The sequence below is a fragment of the Rubinisphaera margarita genome (genome assembly GCF_022267515.1).
Lineage (GTDB): Bacteria > Planctomycetota > Planctomycetia > Planctomycetales > Planctomycetaceae > Rubinisphaera > Rubinisphaera margarita.
Map to the genome: position 1 here is coordinate 17,431 of NZ_JAKFGB010000007.1, position 25,324 is coordinate 42,754.

Here is a 25,324-nt window from a genome sequence, read left to right on the forward strand (position 1 = left end):
CGCCTCGTCGCGCGAGACGGTGAACTTGCGCCGTCAGTTAGGATTTCTCCTGCCCTCCACTTTCGTCCAACTCAGTCCGCGGCTTCCCCAATCTGGGCTCACCTCATCTCGCGGGACTGATATGCGTCACTCGCATCTATTGAACAGGAGATCGCATGCCACAGTTTGTGACTCTTCCAATTCAATAAACACGAAGCCAGGGACTTTTTAGCTCTCATCTGGCCCTTTTGTGACAGTGCCCGTTAGAAGTTTGTCTTGATCATCGCCTCCATTTTTTTCGCGAAATGAAAGCGATGCTGGCCGCACACTTCTGAGGTTCCGTCATGTCCATCGTCACAATCTGTCCCGGCTGCGGGAGAAATTTTCAGGTTGACTCGAAACTCGTCAGTCGAAGGGTCATTTGCCACAGCTGCGAAACGCGTTTTGTGGTTGCCGAAGGAGAGGGGCTGCAGGAAACAAACGGAACACAGAGCAGCCAGGCTAGAGTCAGCAAAAACAGAACTGTATCCCCATCGATAGCTGGCGAGAACTCTGCAACGCCGAATGGAAATTCCTCCGGCCTAAAAACTGAGTACAGCCGTCACGCTGAAAACACGAAGGTCGCTATCGAGAATCTCGCCACGTTCTATTTTAACGAAACCCCTGCCATTGCTCGCTGTCTGGGAGATCTCTTGCTTTCGTTGTTCGATGGCGGAGACGAGCCGGGAGAATTGAAGTTACCTCCCGATATTGATCACGAACAGGTTCACACTCAGGGACGCGAAGGATGGGCAGTCACGCTTCCCCCTCATTGCATCGTCTGCGGCAAGAAGACGAAGCGTGTCTTCCATCTTGAAGAGCGGGTACTCAGTCCCGGCTATTCTTCGCTGCTTGTCGGCCTCGGGATGATGGGATCGCTTCTGATCTGGTGGAGTCAGATCGGCTGGATGATCACGCTCGCTATCACAGCTCTTTGGCTCGTGCTCGCTTATTTCGTGTCCCGTCACATTCCTGTCGAACTGGATTTTTCCCGGTGTAAAACTCATGCCGAAAGTGACGTCATTCCTCGCCTGCGCTTCTTTGAGAAGAACTTGATCATTGAAGTGGGACATCGTCGAATTCGACGGGAATTCTTCAGAGAAGATGAAATGGACTTCAATCCAGTCAATGAGGCCCTGCTGCGTCAAACAGCCGCTGAACGTCGAGATGCACTATTGGTGGCGAGGAAAAAAGGCGAACCGGTCGTTGAACCAGAGCATGATCTTTTAGTTCAGGAAGCACTCCGAACTGGCATCTTTATCGAAGCGGATGAAAAGAAGGAGCAGGTGCCCGCCAATCGGAAAACGGCGGTGCAAGTACATTCTGGTCACTGCCCGCAATGCGAGCATCCCGTTAACACGGACCTGGATCAATGCCCGGAATGTGATGCGAGTTTTCGGTCGGGACACTGCAGTGTCTGTGGGAAGTCCTCTTCCGTTGGATCCCCCTGCAACTGCAACGCAGGCCTGATCGTTTCCATTGAAGGTACGAAAAAGCGGTTCTGTCGAGGCTGCGGATCGAACTGGGATGGGACGACTCAATACCCTTGGCCACCCACATCCACGAAGGTTACCTATTGCCCCCGCTGCCTGATCGATCACAAGGTTGAATTCACGCGGGCGGATGGAATCAAAGATCCTGATCAATATCGACTCAAGACCTTTGACCTTAGGATTAACAGAGCGAAAACGGCTGCCCGCAAAGAAATCAAAGAAGAAGCCAGACAAAACAGATCCCGGATGTTCAAAGGGATTATGGGTGCGGCAGTCGGTGGAGATGCAGCGTGGGGATATGCCGCGATTGGAGATCCCAAAAAAATGCCACGCAAAGAACGACTGGAACTGGCGACCCTGCTGAACACTCGCCGCTGGTTCCTGTTGCAAACAGAACTCACGTATGCCTCAAAATGGGAACGCAGAATAATCGTCCTGTCAGGTTGGACGCGAACCTTACTGCTCTGGTTTGCCGTGATATCCGTCGCAACAGCAGTCATTTCAATCGCGGTGCAGTGTATCTACTCATCCATCCAATAACCTGGATACGCGTTCTGGATAGCACTTCTGCCGTGAGATACGAAAGCATTTTCGTTTTCGTGACAGCGTTTCGTTTCTTAGTGAGAAGCAGGTTTGTTGCGTGACCGACGTCCAACCGACTCATCTTGCTCGCTTTATTTCGTTGAATTCGAATAGACTTCAATAACCCTGTGTCCATGCGTTCCTTAAAGCGGAGCATTTATGTCTGTTTCTGATCTGATGGGCTGGATTGTCCTTCTCATTATTCTATTCGCCTTTACCCCGCTCATTACATTTATTGGCCGCACGATTTTGAGCGAGCTTCTTGATAGCGACTCAAAGAGTGCCTCGACTTCCCAGGCGGACTCTCCCTCAGAAATAATCCCTTGCGTGTGCCCTCATTGTCTGGCGAAGAACCGTGTCCTACGAAGTATGGAAGGATACTGGACCAATTGCGACAAGTGCGGCGAACAGTTTCAAGTATCAGAGTTAATCATCGAGAAGATCTGGCTCTGCCGAATCAATGGTCAAAAAAGTGGACCATTCTCGTCGGATCAAGTGAAACTCTTAATCCAGTCGGGCGAACTACGCGCTGAGGACATGATTCGCAAGAAAAGTCAGAAGGAGTGGAAGCAGATTTCGTCTGTCAAAAGGCTGGCCTCTGCCCTGAAGGATCAACCGCCGCGTCCGAAGCAATCCGCTCTCAAGCCCGTGATGGATCGCATGGGAATCACTCCACGCGGTGCAATTGTATTTGGGCTAGGTATCGTCAGCTACGCTTTTCTGATGTGGCTTGCGATCAGCAGTAGCACAACAAGCGCTGCAGAGAGCCTTCAAACGAGCATGACTCTGATTCTGTTTCCTCTGCTGTTTCTCGCCTGCTGGAATTATCTGTTGCGTTCAGACGATCGGAGGCTGCGATTCTTTTTGGGGATGTTGTTAATGGGCTGGATTGGCCTTCCACTCTCGGCACTGTTTCTCGTTTTCGCGACCCCCGGATTGATCGCCGGTGCGATTCTCGCCGCCATTATGGGGATCAAACATTGATCCTTTAGCACGCCACGCCTGATGCATAATCGTCCGTCTGCACGCTTTCTCCATTTTTTCGGAATATCTATGTACCAGCTTCCTCGTCAGCGGCTCATCCGCTTTCATCATCCATGCATTGTTCCGTCCCTTCAACAATACCAAAGACTCCACTCACCCCCCGTTTTCTCAGAGATACAGTTCCCGACACACCATCCGATGTCGTTGTGACTGAACACGCTATTTTAAGGTAACAAGTCCATTTGCAGATGACTGGCAGCGAAATCGGCTGAGGAGAGAATAGATGGTGATCGAAGTAGCATGTCCTGAATGTGGGGAAACTTACCGCTTTTCTCCCGACAAAGCCGGAAAGAAGTTTCGGTGTCGATCCTGCAAAGACATTCTCGCGATTCAACCACTACCCTCTGGGCGAAAGTCGAAAACTGATACAAAGAAAGCGACACAAGGTAGCGGCAAACAACCGCGAAAGAAAAAGAGAAAGGCACATCCCACGGCGACTGACGAACACTCAATGCCAATGTGGCAGGTGGGGCTGGCCTGCCTGGGAATCGTGGCGGTCTTCGTCGTCGGCTTTTCTATGATGCCGGGCCCCGATGATCCGAATCTGATCACCTCATTGATCACGGGTCAACCGGATGCCAGAGTATCCCATGCCGGATTCGTCGAATCCGTCGAGGTCACGCCTCATGGTTTGAAGATCTCTCCAGCTCTTCCGCAGGAACCCGTCACATGGCAAGGAACTTTCGTCGAACTGATCAAGCTCGGGAAGTACACAACGGCCAACATTACTCTTGCTGACCCCATCGTTTCACTTCCGGTCGTTGTGCGTTTCTGGGTCGAGGATCACAGGGTCTACGAATGGCTCACCGTTCCCAAGGGAACCAAGGTCAGGTTTCAGGGGACATTCGACGATCAGTTCACCATCGTTTCTGCGGTTCAAAATGCCAATCCCGTCGGCCATCCGCACTTCGTCTACAACGAGATGGAATCTCGAGACATTAAACGAGAATCCGTTTCTGACTCCTTTAAATCAAAATACCCCGGATCAGTCACGCAATACTGGTTTAGCCTCAACGATGTTTCGCTCGTCGATTACACGCCGCCTGAATCAATGAGTCCCGATTCGAGCATTGCCAGTTTTCTTGAATCGCAGAGAGTCGTCACCGAGCTGAATGACGACGGACAACTCACTGGAGTGACCTGTGGCAAACTCCTCGACCTCTCGCAGGTGCCCACCATTGCTCAGCTGAAACATCTCACATCGTTCCGGATGATCTCTTCTGATTTCAACGACGAGCATCTGAAACAACTGACGGCTTGTAAAACGATCGAAGAGCTCTGGCTGTCGGGCTGCCAGGTCACACCGCATGGTCTCCAGGAACTCAGTCAGTTTCCCAATCTTCGATTCCTTATTCTGACAGATTCTACTCGGATATCCGATTCGATTATCCCTTTGCTTGAAAGCCTGAAAACCGTAAAGGTCTTTAATCTTTCCGAAACAGCCCTGACATCGTCAGGCATTGAACAGCTGGAAAAGGCGCGCCCGTACGTATCTGTCATTTCCGACAAAACAGGCAATCCAGGTTGGCAGCAGTCAATCTTACTTGAAGAAGGGGCAACCCTGACCAGACTCCTGTTTTCGCCAGATTCCTCCGCGATCTACACCGCGAATTCAAAAGACAATCACGTGGTCGTGGAACGGCACTCGCTGGCGGAACCTGCTGACGTAATCAAACGACAGTATCCTGGAAGAATCCAGGAGCTCTACCAGGGCGATCGTCCGGATCAAGTCCTCGTTGCCTACTTATCGTCGAAAGCGGACGACGCTTCTATCATGGTCGATCATTTCCCGGGAGGAGAAGACGCGTATTCACTCCCGGGCACTCTGATGAAACTCAGTCCCGACAAGACAACAATTCTGGTCACTCGTCGCGGGGAGTCTGTCATCACGGTGCACGATTCTGCAACCGGAGAGCAGCTCACAGAAATCAGCGAGACTGAAAACAACCGCGCCGCCATCCACGATGTCTACTTCACTTCCGACAGCAGTGGACTGGTCAGGAGGACTTCCAGGAATATCACACTGTTTGATCTGTCCGATCGCAAAACTCCAGCCCAAAGTGATTTCGTTTCTCTCCATGACAGCTTCACGAGAACTCACCCCATCCCTGTCGCTCCTCAATATTGGGCTTTGTTCGGAGACAATGCACTTTTCATCTTCGACCATCGTACGAATTCGCGGGAAACTCCCCAAAGGACCGAAATCAGCGCGACGAACGGACTCTATGTTCCTCAATCAGGCACACTCCTCGTCTACGAACTGAATGGCCCGATCCGCGTCATCGATCCACTGGAGTTGTCTGTGATTGCAACCATTCCTAATGACGCGCAATTGTCCTGGGTCACGCTGTCCAACGATGGTCATATCCTCAAAGCGTCTGTTGCCTCTGCCCACAGACCATTAACTGTTTGGAATATCGAGTCGCGGGAAAAAGTCGTTGAGATTCCAGACGTGTATTCCAGTGCATTCTCTGCCGATTCAAAACTGCTGGCCACTTTTGACAAGAAGAATCACAAACTTGAGATCACGTCTCTCCTTCCAGATTGACAGGCGGCATGAACAGGCTCGTGGTGCCCAAACTCCTCGGATGGCTGACCGGGGTAGACAGGCAATGTTCTGGCGATCGAGAGCAACTGCAAATGCTGGGCAGCGCTGCTGAACAAATTGTGACAGCGGCGCGTTAAGTGGTGAGACGGCAATGCAAAGGCCGCCCGTCTTCATTGACGGTGCCTCCCAGATTTCATGTTGCAGTCGCCCGACTCTTTTCCCACGGCTTTGAAGACATCTGTCAGTACATAGGTGCGGTTGCACGTCATCGCCAACAGGTAGCCACACGAACCAAGCACTCGCAGCCAACGAAAGAACACTCATGTCAATTACAGTTGCGTGTCCTTATTGCGGAACGAACTATAGTGTCGCCGCCGAAAAGGCTGGTCGACGGTTCAAGTGCCGGAAGTGTTCGGAGATTATTAAGGCGTCGCCGTCGCCACATAGAGACGACCAGCAAATTCGCACCATTAGCGGGACATCCAATACGCTCCCTCCGAAGAGACCCAAGAAGCGTTCTCGTTCGCAGCCAGCTAAAGCCGAGCAACACGACTCGATGTCGCCACTCAGTGCGAAATTTCTAGCCCTGGGGGGCGTACTCGGGCTCTGCTGCCTGGTGATTGCAATTCTTGTGCTCAGCGGAGGCGGAAGTAGCGATCAGGATCGGTCGCAAATGAGTACGGCCGCTAAAGAGTCGGACTCTTCAGCAGCACTCACGCCGCCCAGGCCAGCACCCGATGTCGATGAATCGGCGCCTGACGAGCAAGTCGAACTTGCGGCTCAACAAATGGACGCTGAGGAGGATGCGCCCGAAGTCGCTCCAGTCTTGGGAGAGAAACCTGATCCTCCGGCTGGCGAACTGGACCTACTCGAAGCCTTCGACATCGATGAAGTCCTTGCTGATGACCGCGTCAGATACATCTCGGATTCAGAAATCGATCGAGTTGACGAAACAGGGACACCGTCTGCAGGAGGCGAAGTTGTATGGACGAATATAAAGAAGTTTGAGAACCCGACAGATGAAGCGGACTATCGCCTTACTCAAACGACCGTGAGTCGTTATCTCTCTCTCAGAGGACCGGCGATTATCCAGGCTGACGGCAGAGCTGTCCGCCACATCGATGTCTCCGTCTTCAAGGGAGGCCTTAAGAGTGTATTCGTAGGGCGATTTCTTCGACGTGAAATCAAGACACGTTTCTCAAAGTCGGAACCCCGCCATTCTGGACTGTTTCTCGATGGCAAAAAGTCTGGAAAATGGTTGCTCTTCTATGAGCAGGCCGACGATAGCGATTCGCCCCCCCGGCTCCGCGTAAGCGGCACCTACGCCAACGGGACACGCAATGGCACATTCGAATGCTACGACCGTGAAGGAGTGCGGACGTGGAAAGGAACTTTCGTAGATGGAGAACTGTTCTCGTCGACATCTGAACCAACTCCCGCGTTGCCGGCTTCAATGCAGAGAATTACCGGCTTCATCAATCAGCCGGGAGGTTTCGTATTCTCTCCCGATAACCGCTATGTCGCCATCATTGGCGAGCCGACACTCATCGCGGGTAGCCGGACTCGCGCGAATCGCGTTGGCGACTTTGAGTGGGCCGACTCGCAAACTGCCGTCATCGTGGCAAATACGCAAACTGGAGAAACTCTGCTCTCAATTCCATCTCACTCCACAAGGAAACCGGAGGTATTCTTTTCGCCCGATAGTCAGAGTCTGGTCGTAGTTTCGCGTTTTGACGGAGCCGGCTTGTGGAATATTGCGCAACGGAAGCAACTCCTATCCTGGATTCCGACACAGACGACCACAGCAGACCACTTTAGTGACGATGGCAATCGATTCGCATTCTCTGCACAGACGGTTTTCACGGAAGATGGAAGCAAGACCGATGAGTGGGCCACGTACGTGATCGAACCTGCAACTGCGACCGGCATCCAGAAAATCGATTTTGAGCAACAAGGTTCTCGGATGTACGTCGCTGATTTGTCTGGCGATGGCCTGTATGTCGTGATGGCTGGCAAGTCGATCTTCGAGGTCTTCTCGGTTAATGATGGAAAATCGTTCGGACGCAGGGGAGCCAATAATCCAGAATCGATTCGCTTTGTTCCTGAGGCGGCAAGACTGCGTATCAAATACACGTCAAGGAATTCCAAGCGTGTCTACGAAACTCCATTCGACACCAACATCTCTTTGCGCCCTGACTTCACCCCGGCGGAGATACTCAGGAACGAACATCTGTGTGTGATCAAAGACGACGACGTCGTCAAAATGACTGACGCAATGACTGGGCAACTGTTGTACGAAGTCGAAGTTCCCCAATACGATGGTTCTTTTCGGTCCCGGTCAATCCCACCTGGCAGTCGATATTGGACGTCGACTATCGTCGAGGACAACGTCCGGACATTCGTACTGCGAGACTTAAGGTGCGGCGACCTTCTATGGACACTTGAAGGCGTTCACGCAACGCCAGTCGTTTCTGAAACGAGCAACTGGATCGCGGGGCTTGATGCCAATGCACGAATACAGCTTGTTAACTTGAAGGGAGATTGCCAGACTCCCCAATTGCCTTTCACTCGAGTGACTGGGTTTGGATTCTCTCCAGACGACAAGTACTTTGCCTACGGCACGATTGAATCTGATGTATTGCTGGTGAACTTCGATGAGTATACGCAAGCAGAGAATGCTGAGGAGCCTACGTCCGAATTACCGAAGCCAGAAATCGTCGAAGTGACACCGAACCCACGAGCTGCCACATTGGGGACGGCTACCATCCAGACTGTCACCCAACTTGGAGAAACGTCCTTCGTTCAATTCCGGATTGCCCCCCACGAAGCGTGGACCCCCGATCATGACGGACACCTGCGGTTCCGTGTCCCAGCGTCAGATGAAATGGCCCTTGAAGTCCGCATCAACGATGGCAAGGGGAGGCTCTCCCCCACAGTCGTCAAGCAGATCTCAATTCGTCCCAACGAGTATCTGAATTGGGATCTGTTGGCTTCGTTCGATGGCAAGGCGAAAGAGAGCACCCGAGTTCCCATTACGGGGCCGGCCCAAAGAGCTGGCTCCTTCTATAACATCGCGACAGAAGATCCGTATATGACGGTGCGGTTTTCGCCGAATGGCGAAACGATGGTTGCTTTTGGGAGTAAGAGAGGCATCTTGCGAACCTGGAAGTTTTCGGAACCGCCGGCGTCCGGATTAATCGCCTGCGAACCCAAATCAAGTGGAGTAGGCGGCTTTTCTGCTGATGGATCGATCTTCTGCAGCGGCACGAATGGCAATGTGATTCAGTTGTGGGACGTAAAACGGGGGAAGGTCTCGTTTACCGATCCTGTTGAAGCCACGCCACCAGTCAACCTCAGCGAAATTGCCGTTCACCCAATCGAGAATTACGTCTCAGCTCCGATTGATAGCGAGACAATCCGTTCGTGGGATTTTGACGGAGCACTCCTGGAAGACCTAACGCTCTCGGAGCCAATGACGGGAACGTTCTCGCTCAGTTGGGCCGATAACGCCAGTTGCTTCATATGCAAGGACGAGACCGCCATCAAAACGTTCGGCCCTTCGGGCAAACTCCTGACGAAGATTGATTCATCTAAGTATTCGCCTTACTGCCTGACAACCGATGGATCGATCTTGTGCGCGTTCAACGGCCGTGAAGAAGCAATCGAACTCTGGGATACTCAATCTGGCGAATTGAAAAGATCGTATCCAATCAACGATGCAGATTGCATGGATGTCAGCCAGAATGATGAAGTTCTTGCCGTCGGCCTGTACGAAAGCCAGATTCTGATCCTCGATATGACCACCGGCGAAACACTGATTCGACTTCCATGTTTCAGTGACAATCTCGTTGATGTTTGTTTCTCGACCGATGGTTCGAAATTAGTCAGCAATTGCAGCAGCGGCAAAATCTGCCTGTGGGGGCCCAAAACGACGGATGAGAAAGACGAAGAAGAAACAACTCCAGCACCGGACTCCACTCCGTAGACCTTGACGTTTTCTCAGATCGCCCCGGTGAGGGCAAGAAATGCGGTCATATCGTTGTACCAGGTCTGAACTCCCGACTGATCACATTCAGCTGCCGCAGACCGGCCCGTTAGGCATACCTATTGAGTTTCGGCGACGACATATCCTCCGCCAGCATCTCTGCCCGCCCGCAAGGCCGTGACGAGGCCCGCAAATACGCGCTGAGTACCGGTACCTCTCAGTCTCTCAAAAGGCAGATCCGTAGAGAATCTTGCAAGCAGGCTTTCTCTCTCGGAAGTGGTCGATCCCATCCTGCGTGACTGCGGTCTGGCGGACATCAAGCGATGTTAAGTCCAGACCGGAGAGGCCCTTCAGTCCCTGATCGGTCAAGGATGTCTGCCTAAGTTTCAGACGTTTCAAGTGAGGACATTCTGCAAGGTACTGGACGCTCGCGTCAGTAACTTGCGTCCCTGACAGATCGAGAACCATTAATGATTCCATCTGGGTCAGAAGGTCGAGATCACTATCCGTCAATGACGTCCGCTGGACGACAAGCTCTCTAAGCTTCGAGAAAGACGAAAGAACCTCGATAGCCTTTCGGCTGACTGATGCGTCACTTATATCAAGATTCTCCAGGCACTCCTTGTACTTCACCAAGGAAGAAATGCCTTGATCGGTCGCAGACGAACTGGGAATGTATATCCAGTGCAATTCCCATTGAGAATGACACTGGCCTAGAATTTCATCTGTAATTTTTTCGCTATTGGCAATCAGGCCCCGCAACTCCTGCAATTGCAGAATCTTTTGCAAATGCTCGCTTGGGTCGTCCACGGCATGAATGTCAACTACTTGAATCACCCCAGTTTTTCCAGAGAACTCTGATGGGTCATCAGGTGTTTTCCCAATCCAGTCAGTGCCATCAAAAAAATTCACTGTCACGCTGGCTCCATGACAGAGAAGCCACTCGGAGATGGGAACTTCATTCTTGAGCCCGTCGGGAAGCGATACCTCTCGATTGGCTTTGCTGGAAACTTCTGTCGCGGAGTTGACGATTGGATTGCCCTCTGTTGATAGCTGGTCCCCGTCAGTTGTGGGCTTTATCTCAAAATCAGGCATCCAGGCAGAAATGCCGATGGTGGCGACCAATAGCGTCCCCACGGACAGCACTGCCAGATTCCTGGAGCGATCTCGCTTTCTTCTTATCACGAGACCCGAATACACATCTGACGAGCGATTCTCGCTCGCAAGTGGCACGAATTGACTCGTCGATCCAGAGTCTGACGAAAGATTTTCTTCCCCTACGAGAAGTCTCTGGAGCGCGGCTTGAATGCTGTCCGATTCACAGAATTCTCTCAATCGATCAGCGATCTCAATGGCAGATTGAAGTCGCTGTGATCGATCCTCCATGAGCAACCTGCGCAGCAATTTCTGTAATCGATTTGGCACCTTCGCTTCCGGCAACAGGCTTTGCAGGGATCGTCCTAAACTGTAAATGTCCGAACGATGGTCGACATCGCTCATTCCCAGTCGCTGTTCAGGAGAAATATACTTTCCAGAGCCAACAATCACCTGGGAAGCAGTGATGTCCGATCCTTCCTCCATGCTGATTGCCAAACCAAAATCGACGACCTTCACCAAACCCTGAGTTGTCAGCATTAGATTGGCAGGCTTTATATCTCGATGGACCAAACCGGCCTGATGAACTGCTGCGAGACCTAACGCAGATTGACGGATCAATTCACAACACTGGGAAACGCTCAGCTCTTTCGTCTCGCTCAATCTCTTCAGGTCGCACCCTTGGATTAATTCCATCGCCAGGTATGCAAATCCCCCGTCGGTCCCGCCATCATAGGCACGCACCACATGAGGGTGTTCCATCGACGCCAGAGCCCGCATTTCTCGGAAAAACCGTTCGTTGGCGGAATCGCACAATATTCGGTCCGGCCGAATGATTTTGAGAGCGACTTCGTTTCCCAGCGACTCGTGCCGAACTCGAAAGATGCTGCCCATCCCGCCCGAACCCAGCGGGGCCATCAGCTGATACGGACCGATCTTCCTCGGCAGATTCTGTTTCGCGAACTCCGCACTCTCGTAGGGAATCTGTTGGATTTGCGGAGCGACCTCTTCGGGGAATGGGATCGCTTCCAACTGGCTAAGTTCTGAGAGAAGACGGTCAATCAGTCGATCTGCCTCCGAAATCTCGTCCCGGTCATTGGGTGAGTGCGATCGATGTTCGCCTTCAGCAGTCATCAGTTTGCCTTCATGTTGCCTTCATGTTGCGGCATGACGGAGGCTATTGTTCCCGCCCGATTCTTAGCAGTAGCATCTCGTCATCAGATGCTCGTGAATAATGCTTTCCTGGAAATAACGCGACATTGTCACAAGTCAGTTTGATTGATTCAGATTCTGCTTGATTTCATCCAGCTTCATCTGTGTCAAAAGGGTCAATCTCTTCTTCACCCGACTGGAAGTCGTGGTAACGTAGCTGACTGATTTGTCCATCCGTCGAGCGACCTCACCGGACGATTGACCGTTGACAAAGTGACTCCAGAAGCAGTCCCAGTGTTCAACTCTCCCTTTTCTAGCGTACTCTTCTTCTAATTCCGCGATCGCAGTTGCCAAAGCCATTTGCTCCAGAGTCGGACCTTTCACTTCACTCAATGAGGTTTCGCTCACCTGATTGGGGATCGCATCCGCCCACGAGCCAATGTTAACAGGCCCAGCTTTCCGTTTTCGGACATGATCAATTATGCAATGAAAGGTTAGCGTTCGTAGCCATTTCCCCAGGCTTTGACCTCTTTGTTCACGGGAGAACTGCTCGAGGTTTTCAAAAGCATGGGAAAAGACTTCGACGGTAATTTCAGAAGCTGGTCGCTGTCGAAGGCCCGACCGCAAAGCCTGCCGAAAAACGCGCTCTCGATAAACAGACCAGATGCGATACCAGGAATCAGAATCGCACTGACGAGCGAGCAGTAATGTTTCGTTGGAAATCGTTGATTCGCCATCAGTTGAATTCCAAGTACTCATGACACGAACACCTTCGCTGCGCAATCAAAGGAGCGAATCCGACGGATTCCAGCTCAAAATAGAATACCGCTACCACCAGTCCTACGCCAATGAGTGAAGTCGATGACAGTCCGGCGGATGCGCGACCTTTACACACTGGTCTTCCTCAACATGCAGACGCGGGGAGCGATTGTGACGGAGTCGACATACAGGCCCAACTCAGCCTGGGTCTGCCGGCAAACGAAATGGTTCGCAGTGCAGACAGCGGAAAGGGACAAGAAGCCTGCTAACGTCGTCCACGACCTCGATGCAAAGTTCACGAGCAAGTTTCGGGAGACGGTCAAAGCTCAGGGCATGAAGACAAGCCCGCTGCCGGAGGCTTCGCCGAACCTAAATGGCCGCTGCGAGCGGTTCTTCGAGACGATCAAGCTGGAGTGCCTCAACAAGTTCATCGTGTTCGGAAGACGGCACTTGGACTACCTGACGGATTCGTTCGTGGAGTATTACAACCACCATTGAAGGCACATGGAGAAGGATCACTGCCGCCGATCCGGGGGCTGCCCGATAACGAGGAGACGATCTCAATGGACGAGTTCGAAGTGCGATCTTACGTTGGTGGGCTGGTGAAATCCTTTGCTCGAAAAGCTGCGTAGGCGCGAATGCTGCGGAAGTCCTCCGCTTGCTACCGTACCGTTGCGCCGTCGAAGCACTTCTTGCTTAGTCAGCGCTTCTTGCCTGGCTCAGTAAGTTGCTCCGTCCTTCACGTTGACCTTCCTTCGCGGCCGCGGTTTTCGACCAACACATCCGTTGAATAGAAGGCGCACCGTATGTCGAGACGGGCGTCCTGCGGCCGCGCGACTTGGAAAAGATCGGCATCTCCGGCGTCTACTTGAACAAACTGCACGCGGATGGCTTGCTGGACCGTCCCAGCCGGGGGCTATACACCCTGTCCGACAGCGTTCCGACCGAGCACCGAACGATCGCCGAAGCTGGCAAGCGTATTACCCATGGCGTTGTTTGCCTGCTCAGTGCCCTCCGATTTCACGATCTGAGCACGCAGGCTCCTTCGGTTCCGTAGGCGACTTGCGATTTTCAGCCGAGCGGCCTTAAAGCTCAACACGCAGGCATTTTACGTCGAACACTGAGTTTTGCAAAGCGTTGCAAACCGACGCATTTCGTCGCAAATATGCCTCCGTAATTGGCGAGTTTCTCCGTAGATTCCGTAACGGATTTTGGATGCCGTTTATTTAACCGACGGTGATCCGACGCGGAGTGATTTCTCGCAACCGAGAGCCCGAAGCAGGCCTTCTCTCACCACCGATTCTGGCTGCACATCCGCCCTTCCCGATTCGCTTGAAACCGGCCACTTTTCTGGCAGAATCTCGGTCCCAAGGTGCTGTTCAATGAATGTGCCACACCGTCCAGAATACGATCTCCAGACAATAGCCAGATGGCCAAAATATTCCACCCACTGCTCGCCCTGATTGCCTCCGCCACGGACCGGGAGCTGGCCAAGTACATCGAGTATAGACGATCGCATTGGACGAGCTTGAGGTGCGGTCGTACGTGGGCGGGCTGGTAAAGTCGTTCGCGAGGAAGGCGGCGTAGAACGACAAGAGACTCGTTGCGTGCGCCTGTGCCATAGCGCGCAATCACTTCGGCCCATCCCCTGCTCTCCCTTTTTATCCGACTCAGTCCGCGGCTTCGTCTCTCACGCTCAACCCATTTCGCGGAATTGTTTTGCGTCAAACACATCCGTTGAACAGGAGGGGTGAACTGATTTGGTGCCATAAGCCGGAAGACTTCGGCACCGCTGCTTACGGACAACGCAGAAAGGAAGCGATCGACGAGCACTTCGCTCAAGTCCTGAAAGCTGACGACATTGATTGGCTATTCGACTACTGGCTTGAGCCAAGTGCCAGACTCCGACAGTATCTGTGGGCTCATCGAGACGCCGAGATCGAGACAGCGAGGAAACTTATCTCCGTGCTCCCGCCAGAGGTTCTGTTCCGAATTCTGCGGTACCCCGTCGATTCGTATTGGGAGCGGTATCTCGGATGGCCTGATCTGTTGCTGTATCGTGATGACGATTACTTCTTTGCGGAGGTAAAATCGTCGAACGATAAGCTTTCAAACGATCAGAAACGATGGATTCGTGACAACGACGATGTATTGAGGATGCCTTTCAAGCTCGTGAAAGTTCACAAAACTGATGTCGTCGAGTTGGCTCCGTAATTACTGCGAATGTAAGTGCTCACATGTGTCGTTGCCGAGCTTGTGAGTCTCTCAACTTGCAGATACGGAGTTGAAAGGCAGTCGAGGCCCGCTCCGTCGAAGGAGGCCGGGCGGACGATGGCAGACCCCCAAAAATGGCGAAGATGATTTTTTGGTGGCGGAGGGCTACGCGCTTGAGGGCGATGAACCATCTTCGTTGGGGCACATCGCTTGTTGCCAAAGGTCGGGCCGCTTCGTGCAGATCGCTTCGACTTCGTAGTCCCGGAGTTGCCGGGCGAAATCCGCGATTCGATCGAGCGAATGCCCTTGGAGCTCCGGAGATACGATACAGATCTTAAAAGCCCGCGAAAGGCGCGCGTAGCTGCTGTCATCCAGTGGCAGCCGGCTGAAGCAGTCGACCCACACCCAGTCGACATGCCCCGCCAAGGAAAGCGCGCTTTCAATAGGCTCGTACTCGCTGAATCGCACGGCGATGCGATGCTCCCCCGCGGCCAGCAGCGTGCGAATCATGGGATAGGAGCAGTCGAGAAAGAAGTAGTCTCGGACAGTGCCCGTCGCTTCAAGTTCCTCAAGTACACGATGCTCTATCCGCTCGCTCTTGATGTTGAGAATCATCGTGCCGTGGCTGTAGCGTTCAAGGTAGAGTGAAAAGTCCTCGCCGTCTTGAAACGGGTCGTGCTGCAAGATGAGCCGCTCGCCACGATCACGTAGATCTAGCTCGACACCGTAGCTGGTTGGCACCTCCGCCAGTTGTCTGCGAGTGTTGACACGGTGCGCGATGTATTTGCATTTCATCGGTCGAGCTACTCCCTATTGTTCGTGCTGCACACTACGCCATCCACGGTCTGGTAAGGCTGCGGCCAACCCCGAGTTTAATTCTGCGAAGGGAAGCCTTAGCTTCCGGAAACGCGGCGCGCTTGGATTTATTGAGCATGGTCGCGATGCCAATGGAAGAGTCTACTACGGAGTCGGCCCCGGGGAATCCATTCGCGCGTACTCTTCAAAATCTCACTCATTCCGGACGTTCGTGAACTTAAAGTGCATTTCACCGTGAACCATCGGAATCCCCTCTCGTATTTCATGATAGGTGTGGAAAGTCTCCTCAAACTTCACTTTGGGTTGAACGTACAGTTGCTGGTAGTAACTGTCTTTCCTCCAACAAATCAATAAGTCATAATTACTGACAGTCTTCGCATCTAAGACCCACAACCGGTCGAATTCAACTCGCCGTCCATTTCTTCGGGGGACACCCAAGTCGTGCGATACTCCGACGCGTCGAACATCTGACGAATATGCTTCGTCCCTGCGTTGAATGTCTCCGAGGGCATCGCGTATTGCACGTTGTCGCTCTCCGCCGCGAGGGTTCGACCGCCTGTAAACCGTCCCGGTCAGATTTGTCGTATTCAGCAAGACAACGATCACGGCAAACGTCACAACGCAACCATTTCGCACTTGTTTTGTCGAAAACACACGCACACTTTAATCAAATACGGGATATTAAATAGAAAAGGATCAAGAAGAAAAAGGGAACTGTCAGGCCCGGACGGAGGAATCCTGTGTTGTTTTGAACATCTGAAGCTCTGTATGATTCGGCAATCATATCAGCACCAACCTTTGTTTGTTTCGGTGGGCCGGTTGTATCTTCCTGGGAACCGAAGGTCGGCGGACTTTTTGCGGGAAGGTGATTTCGCGAATCGGAGCTTGCTACAGTTTAAGCCGCTCGACGGGATCACGCAGCTGGCTCGACACCGTTGCATCTCCGCAAGTTAACGGCGAGTGTTGAATTGGTGCGCGATGTATTCACATATCATCGGTCGTGCCTTCCAAATTCTTGGCGCTGGATACTACGTTCACCCGCGATCTACGCCAGGAGTGCCGTCGACTCGGGATCGCCGCTGCGCAATGCCGCTGCGAAACGTTACAAACCGCATGCCGAGAAAATTAAGAATCGTCGTCAGGCCGGTCGCTAGGAGGAAGGCCAGCCCGCGGCTTGCGGGGGGCGACAGCCGCTCGTCGAACGCCGACAGGCACGCGGCATTAACCACCACATTTACGCCGAGCGTCAAACAGTAGAGTATAGCGTAAGCGATCGGCTCATCAGCAGATCGTCGGCTTGACTCGAACGTCCACAACTTGTTGCCGATATATCCAACGGTCATGCCACTGACGTAGGAAGTGGCCTTTGCAGCATGCGAGCCAACCCCGATTTGCACCAGCAACACATACACCGCGAGGTCGGTGAGTACGCTCAGGCCACCTATCACCAGGAGTCGGCGAATCTGCCTGAACGTTTCGCGACGTTCCGATCACTGTTCAGCGGATGCGATCAAAGTACCGCTCCCACTTCTGGAAATCCTCGTAGTCGGCGGGCGTGCCCCAGCCGATGTATTTTTCCACTTCGAACACTTCGACGCGACAACCGTCAGCAAGCAGCAGGTTAGGAACGACGTCCATATAGAATTCGCCGCCGACGCGCTCGTCGCTTGCGACGAGACGGTCAATGGCGTCAATCATCTGCCCGGCGCACCGAAACGTGAAGAAGCCGGTCACCACGTGGTCGTTGCTCGGGTTATCGGAGATTGTCTGCTTGCATCGTATTTCGATAGCACGGCGACCGTCAACGCGCACGTAGCCGTATTGCTGGGGCGCCAGCGCCACGCCGGGATGGCGGCGGTAGGTCCACACCAGGGCATCGACTTCCCCCTGTTCGATCGCGTTGGCATGCCGCGCCGAATCGTAAAGGTGCGTGTTGTCGCATGCCGCCACGATCACGGGCCAGTCGGGCACAAGCTCTTCAGCCGCCAAACGGACCGTACACGCCTGGCCTTCGGTCTGCGCTTCGACAACGACGATTCGCGCTTCAGGCAGGTGCCGCCTCAGCTCCCGGTCAATAGCATAATGTTCAATATGTTCACGGCGCACCAGGAGAATGATGCGTTCGGCGGACGGCAGATCGCGCACGGCGCGCACGACCATCGGAGTGCCCGACACCGGGATGAGAGGCTTAGGTGTCGTGTATCCAGCTTCCAGGAAACGACGACCTTCACCCGCCATAGGTACGACGATCTGAACTGCCATCGAAATCAGTCCTTTACGCGGTGCTTTAGGATGCGGATTCGCAGCGAAACATATTTGAAAAGACAGCCCGTTCGACCACAACATCGAGATCGACAAAGAGCCCAAACCGGTCACTTGCCACGAGCGAGATCGGCGCCAAATGCGGAATACGCAGGCGGTGCCACTCGGAGATTGGTACGTTGAGCTGGTGGCCCAACAGACACCGGAGCACGACGTTATGTGTACACCCAACGATGGGACATTCCGTTCGTAAGTGCTGAGCGGCGAATTCGAGGACTCGTCCGATTACGTCGCCCAGATTTTCACCGCCGCCGGGAAAGCGAGGGTCCTCGCCTCGCGCCCACGCCTCAAACAGGTCGGGAAATTCCAACCGGGCTTTGCTCACGGTTCGTCCTTCGCAAGATCCATAACGGATCTCGGTCAATCGCTCATCAACTCTGAGGCGGTTTGGGATAGAGACCGCTGAGCCAACAAGCTGAAGGGTCTGGGCCGTGCGCTGCTTTGGTGAAACGAACGCTACCTGGGGCGCTGCACTTCTGATTGCCTCGACGAGTTCTCGCGGGATCTCATGACCGCTATTCTCGATGGGCAGATCAGATTCACCTTGGAAATAAGTGAGATCTCCCCTGGTCCGGTTCCAGGCAGTTTCCGCGTGGCGGAACAGCACGTGACGGACCGCGTGCTGCTCGAACGCCTCGCGAAACTGGTGCTCGAAAGCATGCACGAAGGCCGTTGTCGTTTCGACCAGATTCGGCACGGATGGATTGAATTGCCCCTCCCGCTTGCGCCTGGCCAGTTCGCGGTAAAAGGGGGCAAACCTCTCGGCGCCCTCCGGAAACTCGGCAAAGTACGCCGACAGCAACTGCTCGCCCTCCTCCGCCCTGTTTTCTCGGCGGACCAGCTTGAGCACGTTTTGCATCAGGAACCGCATTACGTGGTAAGCGAACTCGCAACGGTCGCGATTGTCCATCGGCTGATGCCGCTTCGCCTCGCGACAGACATCGCCGTCGTCAAAGACCAGCGTGCGATAGCTGACGACGCCGGCCTTCAAGTCGCTGAGGTAGTCTTTTGCGCTGCGGCGTCCACTGATAAAGTGGTGCGGCTGCAAGCCGAACGCGGGATACACTTCGCTGAGTTGTCGACCGTGCCATAGTGTCGAACGCTGCCAGTCGAGGCAGGTGAAAGGGCTGTTGATCACGTGGTCGCGATGACTCTCGCACGTGTAGACCATCAGGTGGAGCACGGCCGTTCTCGTGTCGTTAAACTTGAGTGGTCCCAACGTAGGGTTGATCCGCAAGTAGTAGCCTTCGTCCGTTAGCAGCGGCTCAAGTGCCTCGGCGAAAGCCTGTTGCATGGCCGAAAAACTGGCGGCGTCGAGATGCCGCACAACAACGATCGTGTCGATGTCGGAGATGCCCGCCAGGTCCCCTCCCTCGCTGAAGCTACCAGCAATCGTCGTAGAAACAATGTCGGGAATTCGGTCCGCAGTACTGAAGATGCGGTCGACAATAGCTGCCTTCAGATCATCTGGCTCCATTCTCGCCTCCCGCCATAAGCGTCAAGGCACTGACAATGGGGTTCTCCGCTCGTAACACGCTGCTACTGGATACGATGTAGCGCGCTGGGACTCTGTGGACGTTGTCGGTCGTGATACCGCCGTCGAAGATGACTTCGTAAGTGTATCTTGGGGCCAGGTCCCAGAAGGTTTGTGCCATACGGATCGCTTCAGGCATAATGGTCTGCCCGGAGTGCCCTGGTTGTTCGATTCCCAGCACCATGACAAAGTCGACATGTGGCAAAAAGGGCATCAGGTCGGCAAACGTTACCGTGTGATGCCAGACGACGCCGATCTTGCGGCCATGTTCGCGGCAGCGAGCGATTATTGCCAGCACATCATCCTCTATATCGGTGTGCACCAGGAGCCAGTCAAAATCGTTCCAGCAACATTCGATCCAGCGGAGAGGCTGGCGCGACATGACGTGTAAACACACAGGTTGCCACGTCCACATGCGGCGAATATCACCGACCAGGCTGAGGTCGACTGGAGCAGCGTCGGGGCAGAACGTCGAGTCGACTATGTCGATATGGACATGATCGAGCTGGTCACCAACTCTGTGGTACGCGTAATCAAGCTCTTCCTTGCGATGAGGATAGAGCGCCAGACCAATGTTTCGCGTCGTTTGTCGAAACGTGAACCTGCGATGCAGGTTGTAGGCGATCAAGAACAGGCAGCCAGCGGTGACGAACCTCGAGAGGGGATAGCCAGCCAGCTGGCCGATCGGTGCGAAGCTGGCTGCTGCAAGGTTTGCCGCATAGCTCAACACCGACACAACCACAAACAGGAGGAACGTGCGGAAAAAATACTCCCGCGGCACGCGAAAGTTGAATCGTGCGTTCATGTAGAACGCGAACAGCAAACCTGCAATGAACCCCAGTAGGGAGCGCATCACAATGGGCCAAGATCGCGGCAACAGGCCCTCCACTAAGCAGACTTCAAGCGCGATCGACAAGAAGCCGAACAGCACGAAGCCGGCGAGGAAGCGATAACGCCAGACAATCCAACGCCCAGTGCGTAAGATGCGCGTGCCGAGTGGCATCCCTGCTGTATCAAGCCGAACGGAGGCGTTGTGCGTTTCGGAAGAGCCGGTCGCGGAGTTAACATCGAACGACGATTTCATGTCGACCTCCGCATGGCGAATCGTTTGAGCAGGACTGGCCGCTCACCGTCGAGTGCGAACAGGCACAGCGCGGGGAACACGACGGGACCCAGCGGCGCAAAAGACCGGAGCTCCTCCCAGACTATGGGCCAAGTCTGTTGGTCGATTGAGGCGATCGTCACGTGAGGCTGTAAAATGTCCCCAACATACGGGAAGCCCCACTCTTCAATCGAGTCGCATTCTTGAGGCGTCAACCGGGCCCATGCACTGTCGTATCGGGCACGCGTGCCAGCCCGGTCGCGCAGCGGAGCCATCCCCTCGACAACCCGTTGCTGCACATCACGCAGCTGCTGTTTTGATGCCTCAGTCAATCCACAGACCAGCGTGTGCTTTCCTGTAAGGTTGTCGTCTGTGAAGAGGTGCCAACCGGCCAATTGGGCTTCCGGCGCGACAAGGCTTTGCGCAAGGTGCGCCGCGCACGAGACGAGCGGGCCTGTATTCCTGTAACGTGCCAGGTACAGTGTCGAATGCGGCGGGTCGGCAAGGAACTGCTGTTCTCCCACCAGATCGCGGACCTGTTGCTTACGGGCGATCACCGACTTCGAGAGCGTTTCGTCGGGCTCCAACGCCAGGAAGCAAGTCGTGAGGTTGCTCATGCGTGGCCCCCGATCCTGAGTCGAAACATAAACGCTATGCTGCCGCAAATCGTCCGGATTTTCGACTTCCAGGTCGAAGACCAATTGCTCTCCCCGTATTCACGGGGCGGGAAGTCTACGTCGATCTGACGAATCCGCAATCCACTCCTGATGGCGCGATATAGCAGGTACACGTCGAAGTTGAAGTCAACTGGGGGATTTGTGACCAAGTCCATCACAGATCGATGAAAGAGCTTCGGCTGCGCATTGATCTCGGGAATCCATTGGCGCAGCAGCACCAAGGCCACAAGTTCCATGGCGCGGCTGATGAACCGTTCCATGAAGCGCCGCCCGTGACGGCAGCCCTTAACAATCAAACGCTTAGAGTCCGCGTCAGCCAGCCAGACGTCAAACACCCGAAATACATCGGCAGGGTCGGTCTGCAAGTCGGCGTGTGTCCAGGCGAGCACCTCACCACGGGCCTCCCGAAGGCCCGTATAGACACCGTCGCCATAACCTTTGTTGTCCGTGATTTGTACGCATCGCGCAAACGGATGGGATGGCAGCACTTCCGCCATAACCTGCTGCGTATCGTCTGTCGAGCCATTGTCGACGAGAATAAGTTCGAAGTCGTACTGTTCGGTGAATTGGGCGAATCGCTCAACGATTTTCACAATGCCTCGCGACTCATTGTAGCAAGGCAGGACGATACTTAAGAAAGGATTCGACAAAGCAACAAGACCAATAAGTGGGGAACTTCAAGGAAAGGAATGCAGTATGAGACGTGTCGTCTGACGTTACAAATGTCACCGGACCGTCTCGCGGTCTGCGAGGCAACCTCGGATGCCTCGCACAGTTCTCCTGTCGTTGATCATCTCGGTGTCGTATTGACTGACGATGAGTCATCGAACTGACCATAACGGTTCTGGTATCGATCGTAGTATTTTGCGGCGGACTCCGCAGAGATCAGGCGTGGTTCGCCGATTTGCATCGCGAGGTGAACAGTCTTGGCGACGTCTTCTGTCACCGTGGCTGTTTTCAACGCTGCCCGCGGCGACTCTCCCCATGCAAAAACGCCGTGATTCGCAACTAAGATTGCCGGCGCGCTAGTGTGCGATTCAATGATTGACCGCCCAAGGTCATTGTCGCGGCATTCAGCAAAACTGGCACAGGGGATCTCACAACCGAACTCGTCGGCGATAGCGGTGAGGCAAAGCGGAATTGGTTGATGGCAGGCGGCGAATGCTGTCGCGTAGTTGCTGTGCGTATGCACTATGCCGCGAATCCCTGGCATCCTGGAGTACAAATACAGGTGGTGCGGCAAGTCGACACTCGGACGCAACGCACTGTCGACTGGTTCACCGCTCTCGACGTCGACCTCAACGAGCATTTCAGGCGTGAGCGACTCGTAATCAACGCCGGAAGGTTTTATCACCATCCGTTTTCCGACTGGATCAAGACCACTTGCGTTGCCGGAATGCATGGTCACCAATCCCGAAGTGAACAACGCACGATTCACCTGACACACTTCTTGACGTAGTTCACGCAAATTCACGATTTCAGTCCTCGATACGACAACACCACCGACGGTGAGTTGATTTCCGGCCACCTACAGTTCAGTTCTCGTTCGCAGAATAGTGGTGGATTCTGTTTGATAGACGGCCGTAGTACGGGAGAGCAGCGTCTTGGTCGGTTGATCGCCGTTTTCAAGTACGATGAAGTTTGTGCCCGATGATTCCAGAAACTGTTGCAGCCAGAGATCGGTGGTCTCGAAGTTCTCCAGCGCCTCGCGGACCTCGTATTCCAGCTGTGGAACACGACTAAGCCATGACCAGTCTTTGCCGAAACCGAGCCAGTACTTAATTCTCCCCCGAATATCACGCCTTTTGGAGAACGGGGTACCCGAAACGGTGCCGAACCCTTCTGCATAAAAAGCATCGATTCGCTCCAGCGAACTTGGACTCAAGTTGACGTACGACGCGTAAAAATGAATATTCTCCGCCATTCTCTGTCCATATGTCGGTAGCATGCCCACTCCCTTGTACTTGGTATTCTCGATGTACATGACTCGGCCACTCAGTGCCGAGCGGGCCATGCATGTGCCCCACTCCTCGTAGTGTTTCCCAAACAACACGATTGAATCGGGCGGAGTGTGTTCACGGAGCCACGAATACGTTTCGATCAAATCGTGGGGCAGGTTCGCATTCAGGTCGCCGCTGCGGGATAGTGCTACTCTTCCTGCGAGCCCAATCGCTGGTCGCATGGCTTGAACTACGGAAAGTCCACAAAGCAACAGCAACATTGCGATAGTGCATATGCCGATGGCGCGATCTCGTCTCACCAATATGTGCGATGCGACGTTCCAGATCACGAGGGCTGAAGCAACACTGGTTGCTACAACAAATTGAGTGTGGTTTGACTCGGTTGCCTCGGTAAGGATAAAGCAGCCGAGGAAACCGGAGAGGGCAACTCCGGCTACCGGAAATCTCACGTCGTTCGGTTTAACAGCGAAGAAATACGCCGCGAAGAGCGACAACAGAAAAAGAAATGGCACGCTGCCAAGAACCTCGTTCTCGAAGCTCACAAATAAGCCATACGGGAACATGAACCAATGGTTATGGGCGTGTGCGCCCGACAGAAACAGCTTATAGAGCAGTGCAAACGAGATCCCTATCGCTATGAAAAGGGATAGATTCTTTCGGTTAAATTCGCGGCATGTCAGCAGAAAGACCGCACCGAAAAACACCAAAAAAAAACTTGCCTTTGTGAGCAGCAAAACGATTGACGTCAGCAAAATCGCGCTACGCTGACGCGTTTGCAAGAAATGAACTCCGCCAAGCAGGAACAGATGTGCCAACGCATAGGAAGGTGTCGCGAGAAGACTCCTGTCGAACAGGTTGAAATGGGCCCCAGTCTCCCAAAATAACGGGAGAAACCAAATTATCAGGATCGGAGCTCGCAGCGTCGGATAAGTGCCGGAAAAGCTATCAAGCAGCAGCAGGAATAAGAAGCAAAAGCAGGCAGGCGTCGCAAAATAAACCGCCTCGAGCACTGGGATTTGTAGCAGGTCCGAGATTGCCGAGTTGATCTGCGTGCTGAGAAAATGGAAATGCAACTCAGCACCCGCGTAAGAGAGATCGGGCGGATTCAAAAGGTCTGTTCGGTAAGAATGTCCGATGCTTAGTTCGTACAGCGGATGAAACGAGTCGTGAACGAGGTAGCCGGTAGGCAAAGACACTCCAGCCAGTGACACAAGCACGAAAAGAATGACCCACATTGCGCCGTCGAGGAACCGAAACCCAAAGGGCAGGTCGTGGGGGCCCCCCTCGGTGGGATCGCCGGGCCAGCGAACTGCAGCCACCGAACATCCCAAGGTGAGTCCCAGTGAAACCCAGATGCGGAGGTCGGCGGGTAGGAAAGTGACTAGGAGGAAGGTCAGTGTGGTGAGGAAGAATGCAGTAATTCGATCACGTACAAGAGAATCGATCCCGCGAAACACTGCGTAGATGGCAATCAGCAAGACGGCGACGCACAGCGTAACGCGCACTCCATGAAAACATGAGCCGACGGCGAAGGACAACAAAATCGCAACTGCAAGCCCCTTTCGATTCAGAAAATACGTTTCCATGTTCCCTCGATAGTCGCAGTAACGGTTTCAGATGCCAAACCAGAGGGCGCAGAACGACTTGGACGATCATTATCCATACTACTATCGGCGGGGGCAAGATGCACACGACATGCATTCCATTTTCGACTCCCAATTGTCCGCGGCGACCGCATCTATTCTTACGACCGCAACGCTCGCCGCTGCTCTCCGCCAGCCGGAAGTGCGGCAGATGCTCCGCGAAATGATGGAGCGCCAAGCCGGGCGGCAATGAAGGCGGTCAACGGCAGACGACCGCCACGTAGGTAGGAATGCCCTGATGTGGACCGTTGTGCTCAACTTCGATGAGCGGCGCGAACTCCCTGGCACTACCGCTTCTCCGCGTGCGGTATCAATGTCCTTTAGACGACTGAGCACCTGCGTGACCCTCGCTCTGCTGACTCCGAGATACCGGGCCAGT

Annotated in this window: 18 protein-coding genes; 7 read left to right on the forward strand and 11 right to left on the reverse strand. The window is 53.8% G+C overall.

Annotated features, from left to right (window positions below):
* Nucleotides 1-323: 323 nt before the first annotated feature.
* From L1A08_RS02415 to L1A08_RS02430, 4 genes are all read left to right on the forward strand, one after another.
* A complete protein-coding gene (locus tag L1A08_RS02415) occupies nt 324-2,051 on the forward strand; it encodes a zinc ribbon domain-containing protein (RefSeq protein ID WP_238753791.1) in 1,728 nt (575 codons plus the stop codon).
* A gap of 201 nt (nt 2,052-2,252) precedes the next feature.
* The gene (locus tag L1A08_RS02420; RefSeq protein ID WP_238753800.1) at nt 2,253-3,077 is read left to right on the forward strand and encodes a DUF4339 domain-containing protein; all 825 of its coding nucleotides are present in this window, start codon (nt 2,253-2,255) and stop codon (nt 3,075-3,077) included.
* 283 nt (nt 3,078-3,360) lie between these two features.
* A complete protein-coding gene (locus L1A08_RS02425; RefSeq protein WP_238753802.1) occupies nt 3,361-5,685 on the forward strand; it encodes a hypothetical protein in 2,325 nt (774 codons plus the stop codon).
* A gap of 1,453 nt (nt 5,686-7,138) precedes the next feature.
* Entirely contained in the window at nt 7,139-9,670 is a 2,532-nt protein-coding gene (locus L1A08_RS02430; protein WP_238753804.1) for a WD40 repeat domain-containing protein, read from the forward strand.
* A 225-nt stretch (nt 9,671-9,895) separates the two neighbouring features.
* Here the strand turns inward: L1A08_RS02430 and L1A08_RS02435 are convergent, their stop codons facing one another.
* On the reverse strand, nt 9,896-11,899 hold the full coding sequence (locus L1A08_RS02435; RefSeq protein WP_238753806.1) for a protein kinase domain-containing protein: 2,004 nt from the start codon (nt 11,897-11,899) through the stop codon (nt 9,896-9,898).
* 135 nt (nt 11,900-12,034) lie between these two features.
* Nucleotides 12,035-12,676 (reverse strand): RNA polymerase sigma factor, encoded by a 642-nt coding sequence (locus L1A08_RS02440; RefSeq protein ID WP_238753808.1) that lies wholly within the window; start codon nt 12,674-12,676, stop codon nt 12,035-12,037.
* A gap of 102 nt (nt 12,677-12,778) precedes the next feature.
* Between L1A08_RS02440 and L1A08_RS02445 the strand changes: the two genes are divergently transcribed.
* From L1A08_RS02445 to L1A08_RS22930, 3 genes are all read left to right on the forward strand, one after another.
* Nucleotides 12,779-13,174, forward strand: a complete 396-nt coding sequence (locus tag L1A08_RS02445; protein WP_238753810.1) for a transposase — start codon at nt 12,779-12,781, stop codon at nt 13,172-13,174.
* 325 nt (nt 13,175-13,499) lie between these two features.
* Complete coding sequence (locus L1A08_RS02450; RefSeq protein ID WP_261362707.1) at nt 13,500-13,733, forward strand: type IV toxin-antitoxin system AbiEi family antitoxin domain-containing protein; 234 nt, start codon at nt 13,500-13,502, stop codon at nt 13,731-13,733.
* 680 nt (nt 13,734-14,413) lie between these two features.
* Nucleotides 14,414-14,890 (forward strand): VRR-NUC domain-containing protein, encoded by a 477-nt coding sequence (locus L1A08_RS22930; RefSeq protein ID WP_390896840.1) that lies wholly within the window; start codon nt 14,414-14,416, stop codon nt 14,888-14,890.
* 165 nt (nt 14,891-15,055) lie between these two features.
* On the opposite strand, the gene L1A08_RS02455 is transcribed toward L1A08_RS22930, so the two are convergent.
* The 9 genes from L1A08_RS02455 to L1A08_RS02495 all read right to left on the reverse strand — a co-directional run bounded on the left by L1A08_RS02455 (nt 15,056) and on the right by L1A08_RS02495 (nt 24,888).
* Nucleotides 15,056-15,685, reverse strand: coding sequence for a hypothetical protein (locus tag L1A08_RS02455; RefSeq protein ID WP_238753815.1), 630 nt, complete (start codon nt 15,683-15,685; stop codon nt 15,056-15,058).
* Between the two features lie 1,055 nt (nt 15,686-16,740).
* Nucleotides 16,741-17,154 (reverse strand): GtrA family protein, encoded by a 414-nt coding sequence (locus L1A08_RS02460; RefSeq protein WP_315860536.1) that lies wholly within the window; start codon nt 17,152-17,154, stop codon nt 16,741-16,743.
* A gap of 49 nt (nt 17,155-17,203) precedes the next feature.
* Nucleotides 17,204-17,968 (reverse strand): NTP transferase domain-containing protein, encoded by a 765-nt coding sequence (locus L1A08_RS02465; protein ID WP_238753817.1) that lies wholly within the window; start codon nt 17,966-17,968, stop codon nt 17,204-17,206.
* Nucleotides 17,969-17,993: 25 nt separating this feature from the next.
* Nucleotides 17,994-19,505, reverse strand: coding sequence for a histidine phosphatase family protein (locus L1A08_RS02470; protein ID WP_238753819.1), 1,512 nt, complete (start codon nt 19,503-19,505; stop codon nt 17,994-17,996).
* On the reverse strand, nt 19,492-20,646 hold the full coding sequence (locus L1A08_RS02475) for a GtrA family protein (protein WP_238753821.1): 1,155 nt from the start codon (nt 20,644-20,646) through the stop codon (nt 19,492-19,494). The genes L1A08_RS02470 and L1A08_RS02475 overlap by 14 nt, the downstream gene beginning before the upstream one ends.
* Complete coding sequence (locus L1A08_RS02480; protein ID WP_238753823.1) at nt 20,643-21,281, reverse strand: DUF1045 domain-containing protein; 639 nt, start codon at nt 21,279-21,281, stop codon at nt 20,643-20,645. The genes L1A08_RS02475 and L1A08_RS02480 overlap by 4 nt, the downstream gene beginning before the upstream one ends.
* Nucleotides 21,278-21,991, reverse strand: coding sequence for a glycosyltransferase family 2 protein (locus tag L1A08_RS02485; protein WP_261362702.1), 714 nt, complete (start codon nt 21,989-21,991; stop codon nt 21,278-21,280). The genes L1A08_RS02480 and L1A08_RS02485 overlap by 4 nt, the downstream gene beginning before the upstream one ends.
* 140 nt (nt 21,992-22,131) lie before the next feature.
* On the reverse strand, nt 22,132-22,869 hold the full coding sequence (locus L1A08_RS02490; RefSeq protein WP_238753827.1) for a class II aldolase/adducin family protein: 738 nt from the start codon (nt 22,867-22,869) through the stop codon (nt 22,132-22,134).
* The gene (locus tag L1A08_RS02495; RefSeq protein WP_238753829.1) at nt 22,870-24,888 is read right to left on the reverse strand and encodes a hypothetical protein; all 2,019 of its coding nucleotides are present in this window, start codon (nt 24,886-24,888) and stop codon (nt 22,870-22,872) included.
* Nucleotides 24,889-25,324 lie beyond the last annotated feature (436 nt).

Bases quoted from the DNA above. Each gene is read 5' to 3' on its own strand.
- L1A08_RS02445 (WP_238753810.1), top strand. From the start codon at position 12,779: ATGACAGTCCGGCGGATGCGCGACCTTTACACACTGGTCTTCCTCAAC.
- L1A08_RS02455 (WP_238753815.1), bottom strand. From the start codon at position 15,685: ATGAAATGCAAATACATCGCGCACCGTGTCAACACTCGCAGACAACTG.
- L1A08_RS02430 (WP_238753804.1), top strand. From the start codon at position 7,139: ATGCAGAGAATTACCGGCTTCATCAATCAGCCGGGAGGTTTCGTATTC.
- L1A08_RS02415 (WP_238753791.1), top strand. From the start codon at position 324: ATGTCCATCGTCACAATCTGTCCCGGCTGCGGGAGAAATTTTCAGGTT.
- L1A08_RS02420 (WP_238753800.1), top strand. From the start codon at position 2,253: ATGTCTGTTTCTGATCTGATGGGCTGGATTGTCCTTCTCATTATTCTA.
- L1A08_RS02425 (WP_238753802.1), top strand. From the start codon at position 3,361: ATGGTGATCGAAGTAGCATGTCCTGAATGTGGGGAAACTTACCGCTTT.
- L1A08_RS02495 (WP_238753829.1), bottom strand. From the start codon at position 24,888: ATGGAAACGTATTTTCTGAATCGAAAGGGGCTTGCAGTTGCGATTTTG.
- L1A08_RS02440 (WP_238753808.1), bottom strand. From the start codon at position 12,676: ATGAGTACTTGGAATTCAACTGATGGCGAATCAACGATTTCCAACGAA.
- L1A08_RS02480 (WP_238753823.1), bottom strand. From the start codon at position 21,281: ATGAGCAACCTCACGACTTGCTTCCTGGCGTTGGAGCCCGACGAAACG.
- L1A08_RS02465 (WP_238753817.1), bottom strand. From the start codon at position 17,968: ATGGCAGTTCAGATCGTCGTACCTATGGCGGGTGAAGGTCGTCGTTTC.
- L1A08_RS02475 (WP_238753821.1), bottom strand. From the start codon at position 20,646: ATGAAATCGTCGTTCGATGTTAACTCCGCGACCGGCTCTTCCGAAACG.
- L1A08_RS02435 (WP_238753806.1), bottom strand. From the start codon at position 11,899: ATGACTGCTGAAGGCGAACATCGATCGCACTCACCCAATGACCGGGAC.
- L1A08_RS02470 (WP_238753819.1), bottom strand. From the start codon at position 19,505: ATGGAGCCAGATGATCTGAAGGCAGCTATTGTCGACCGCATCTTCAGT.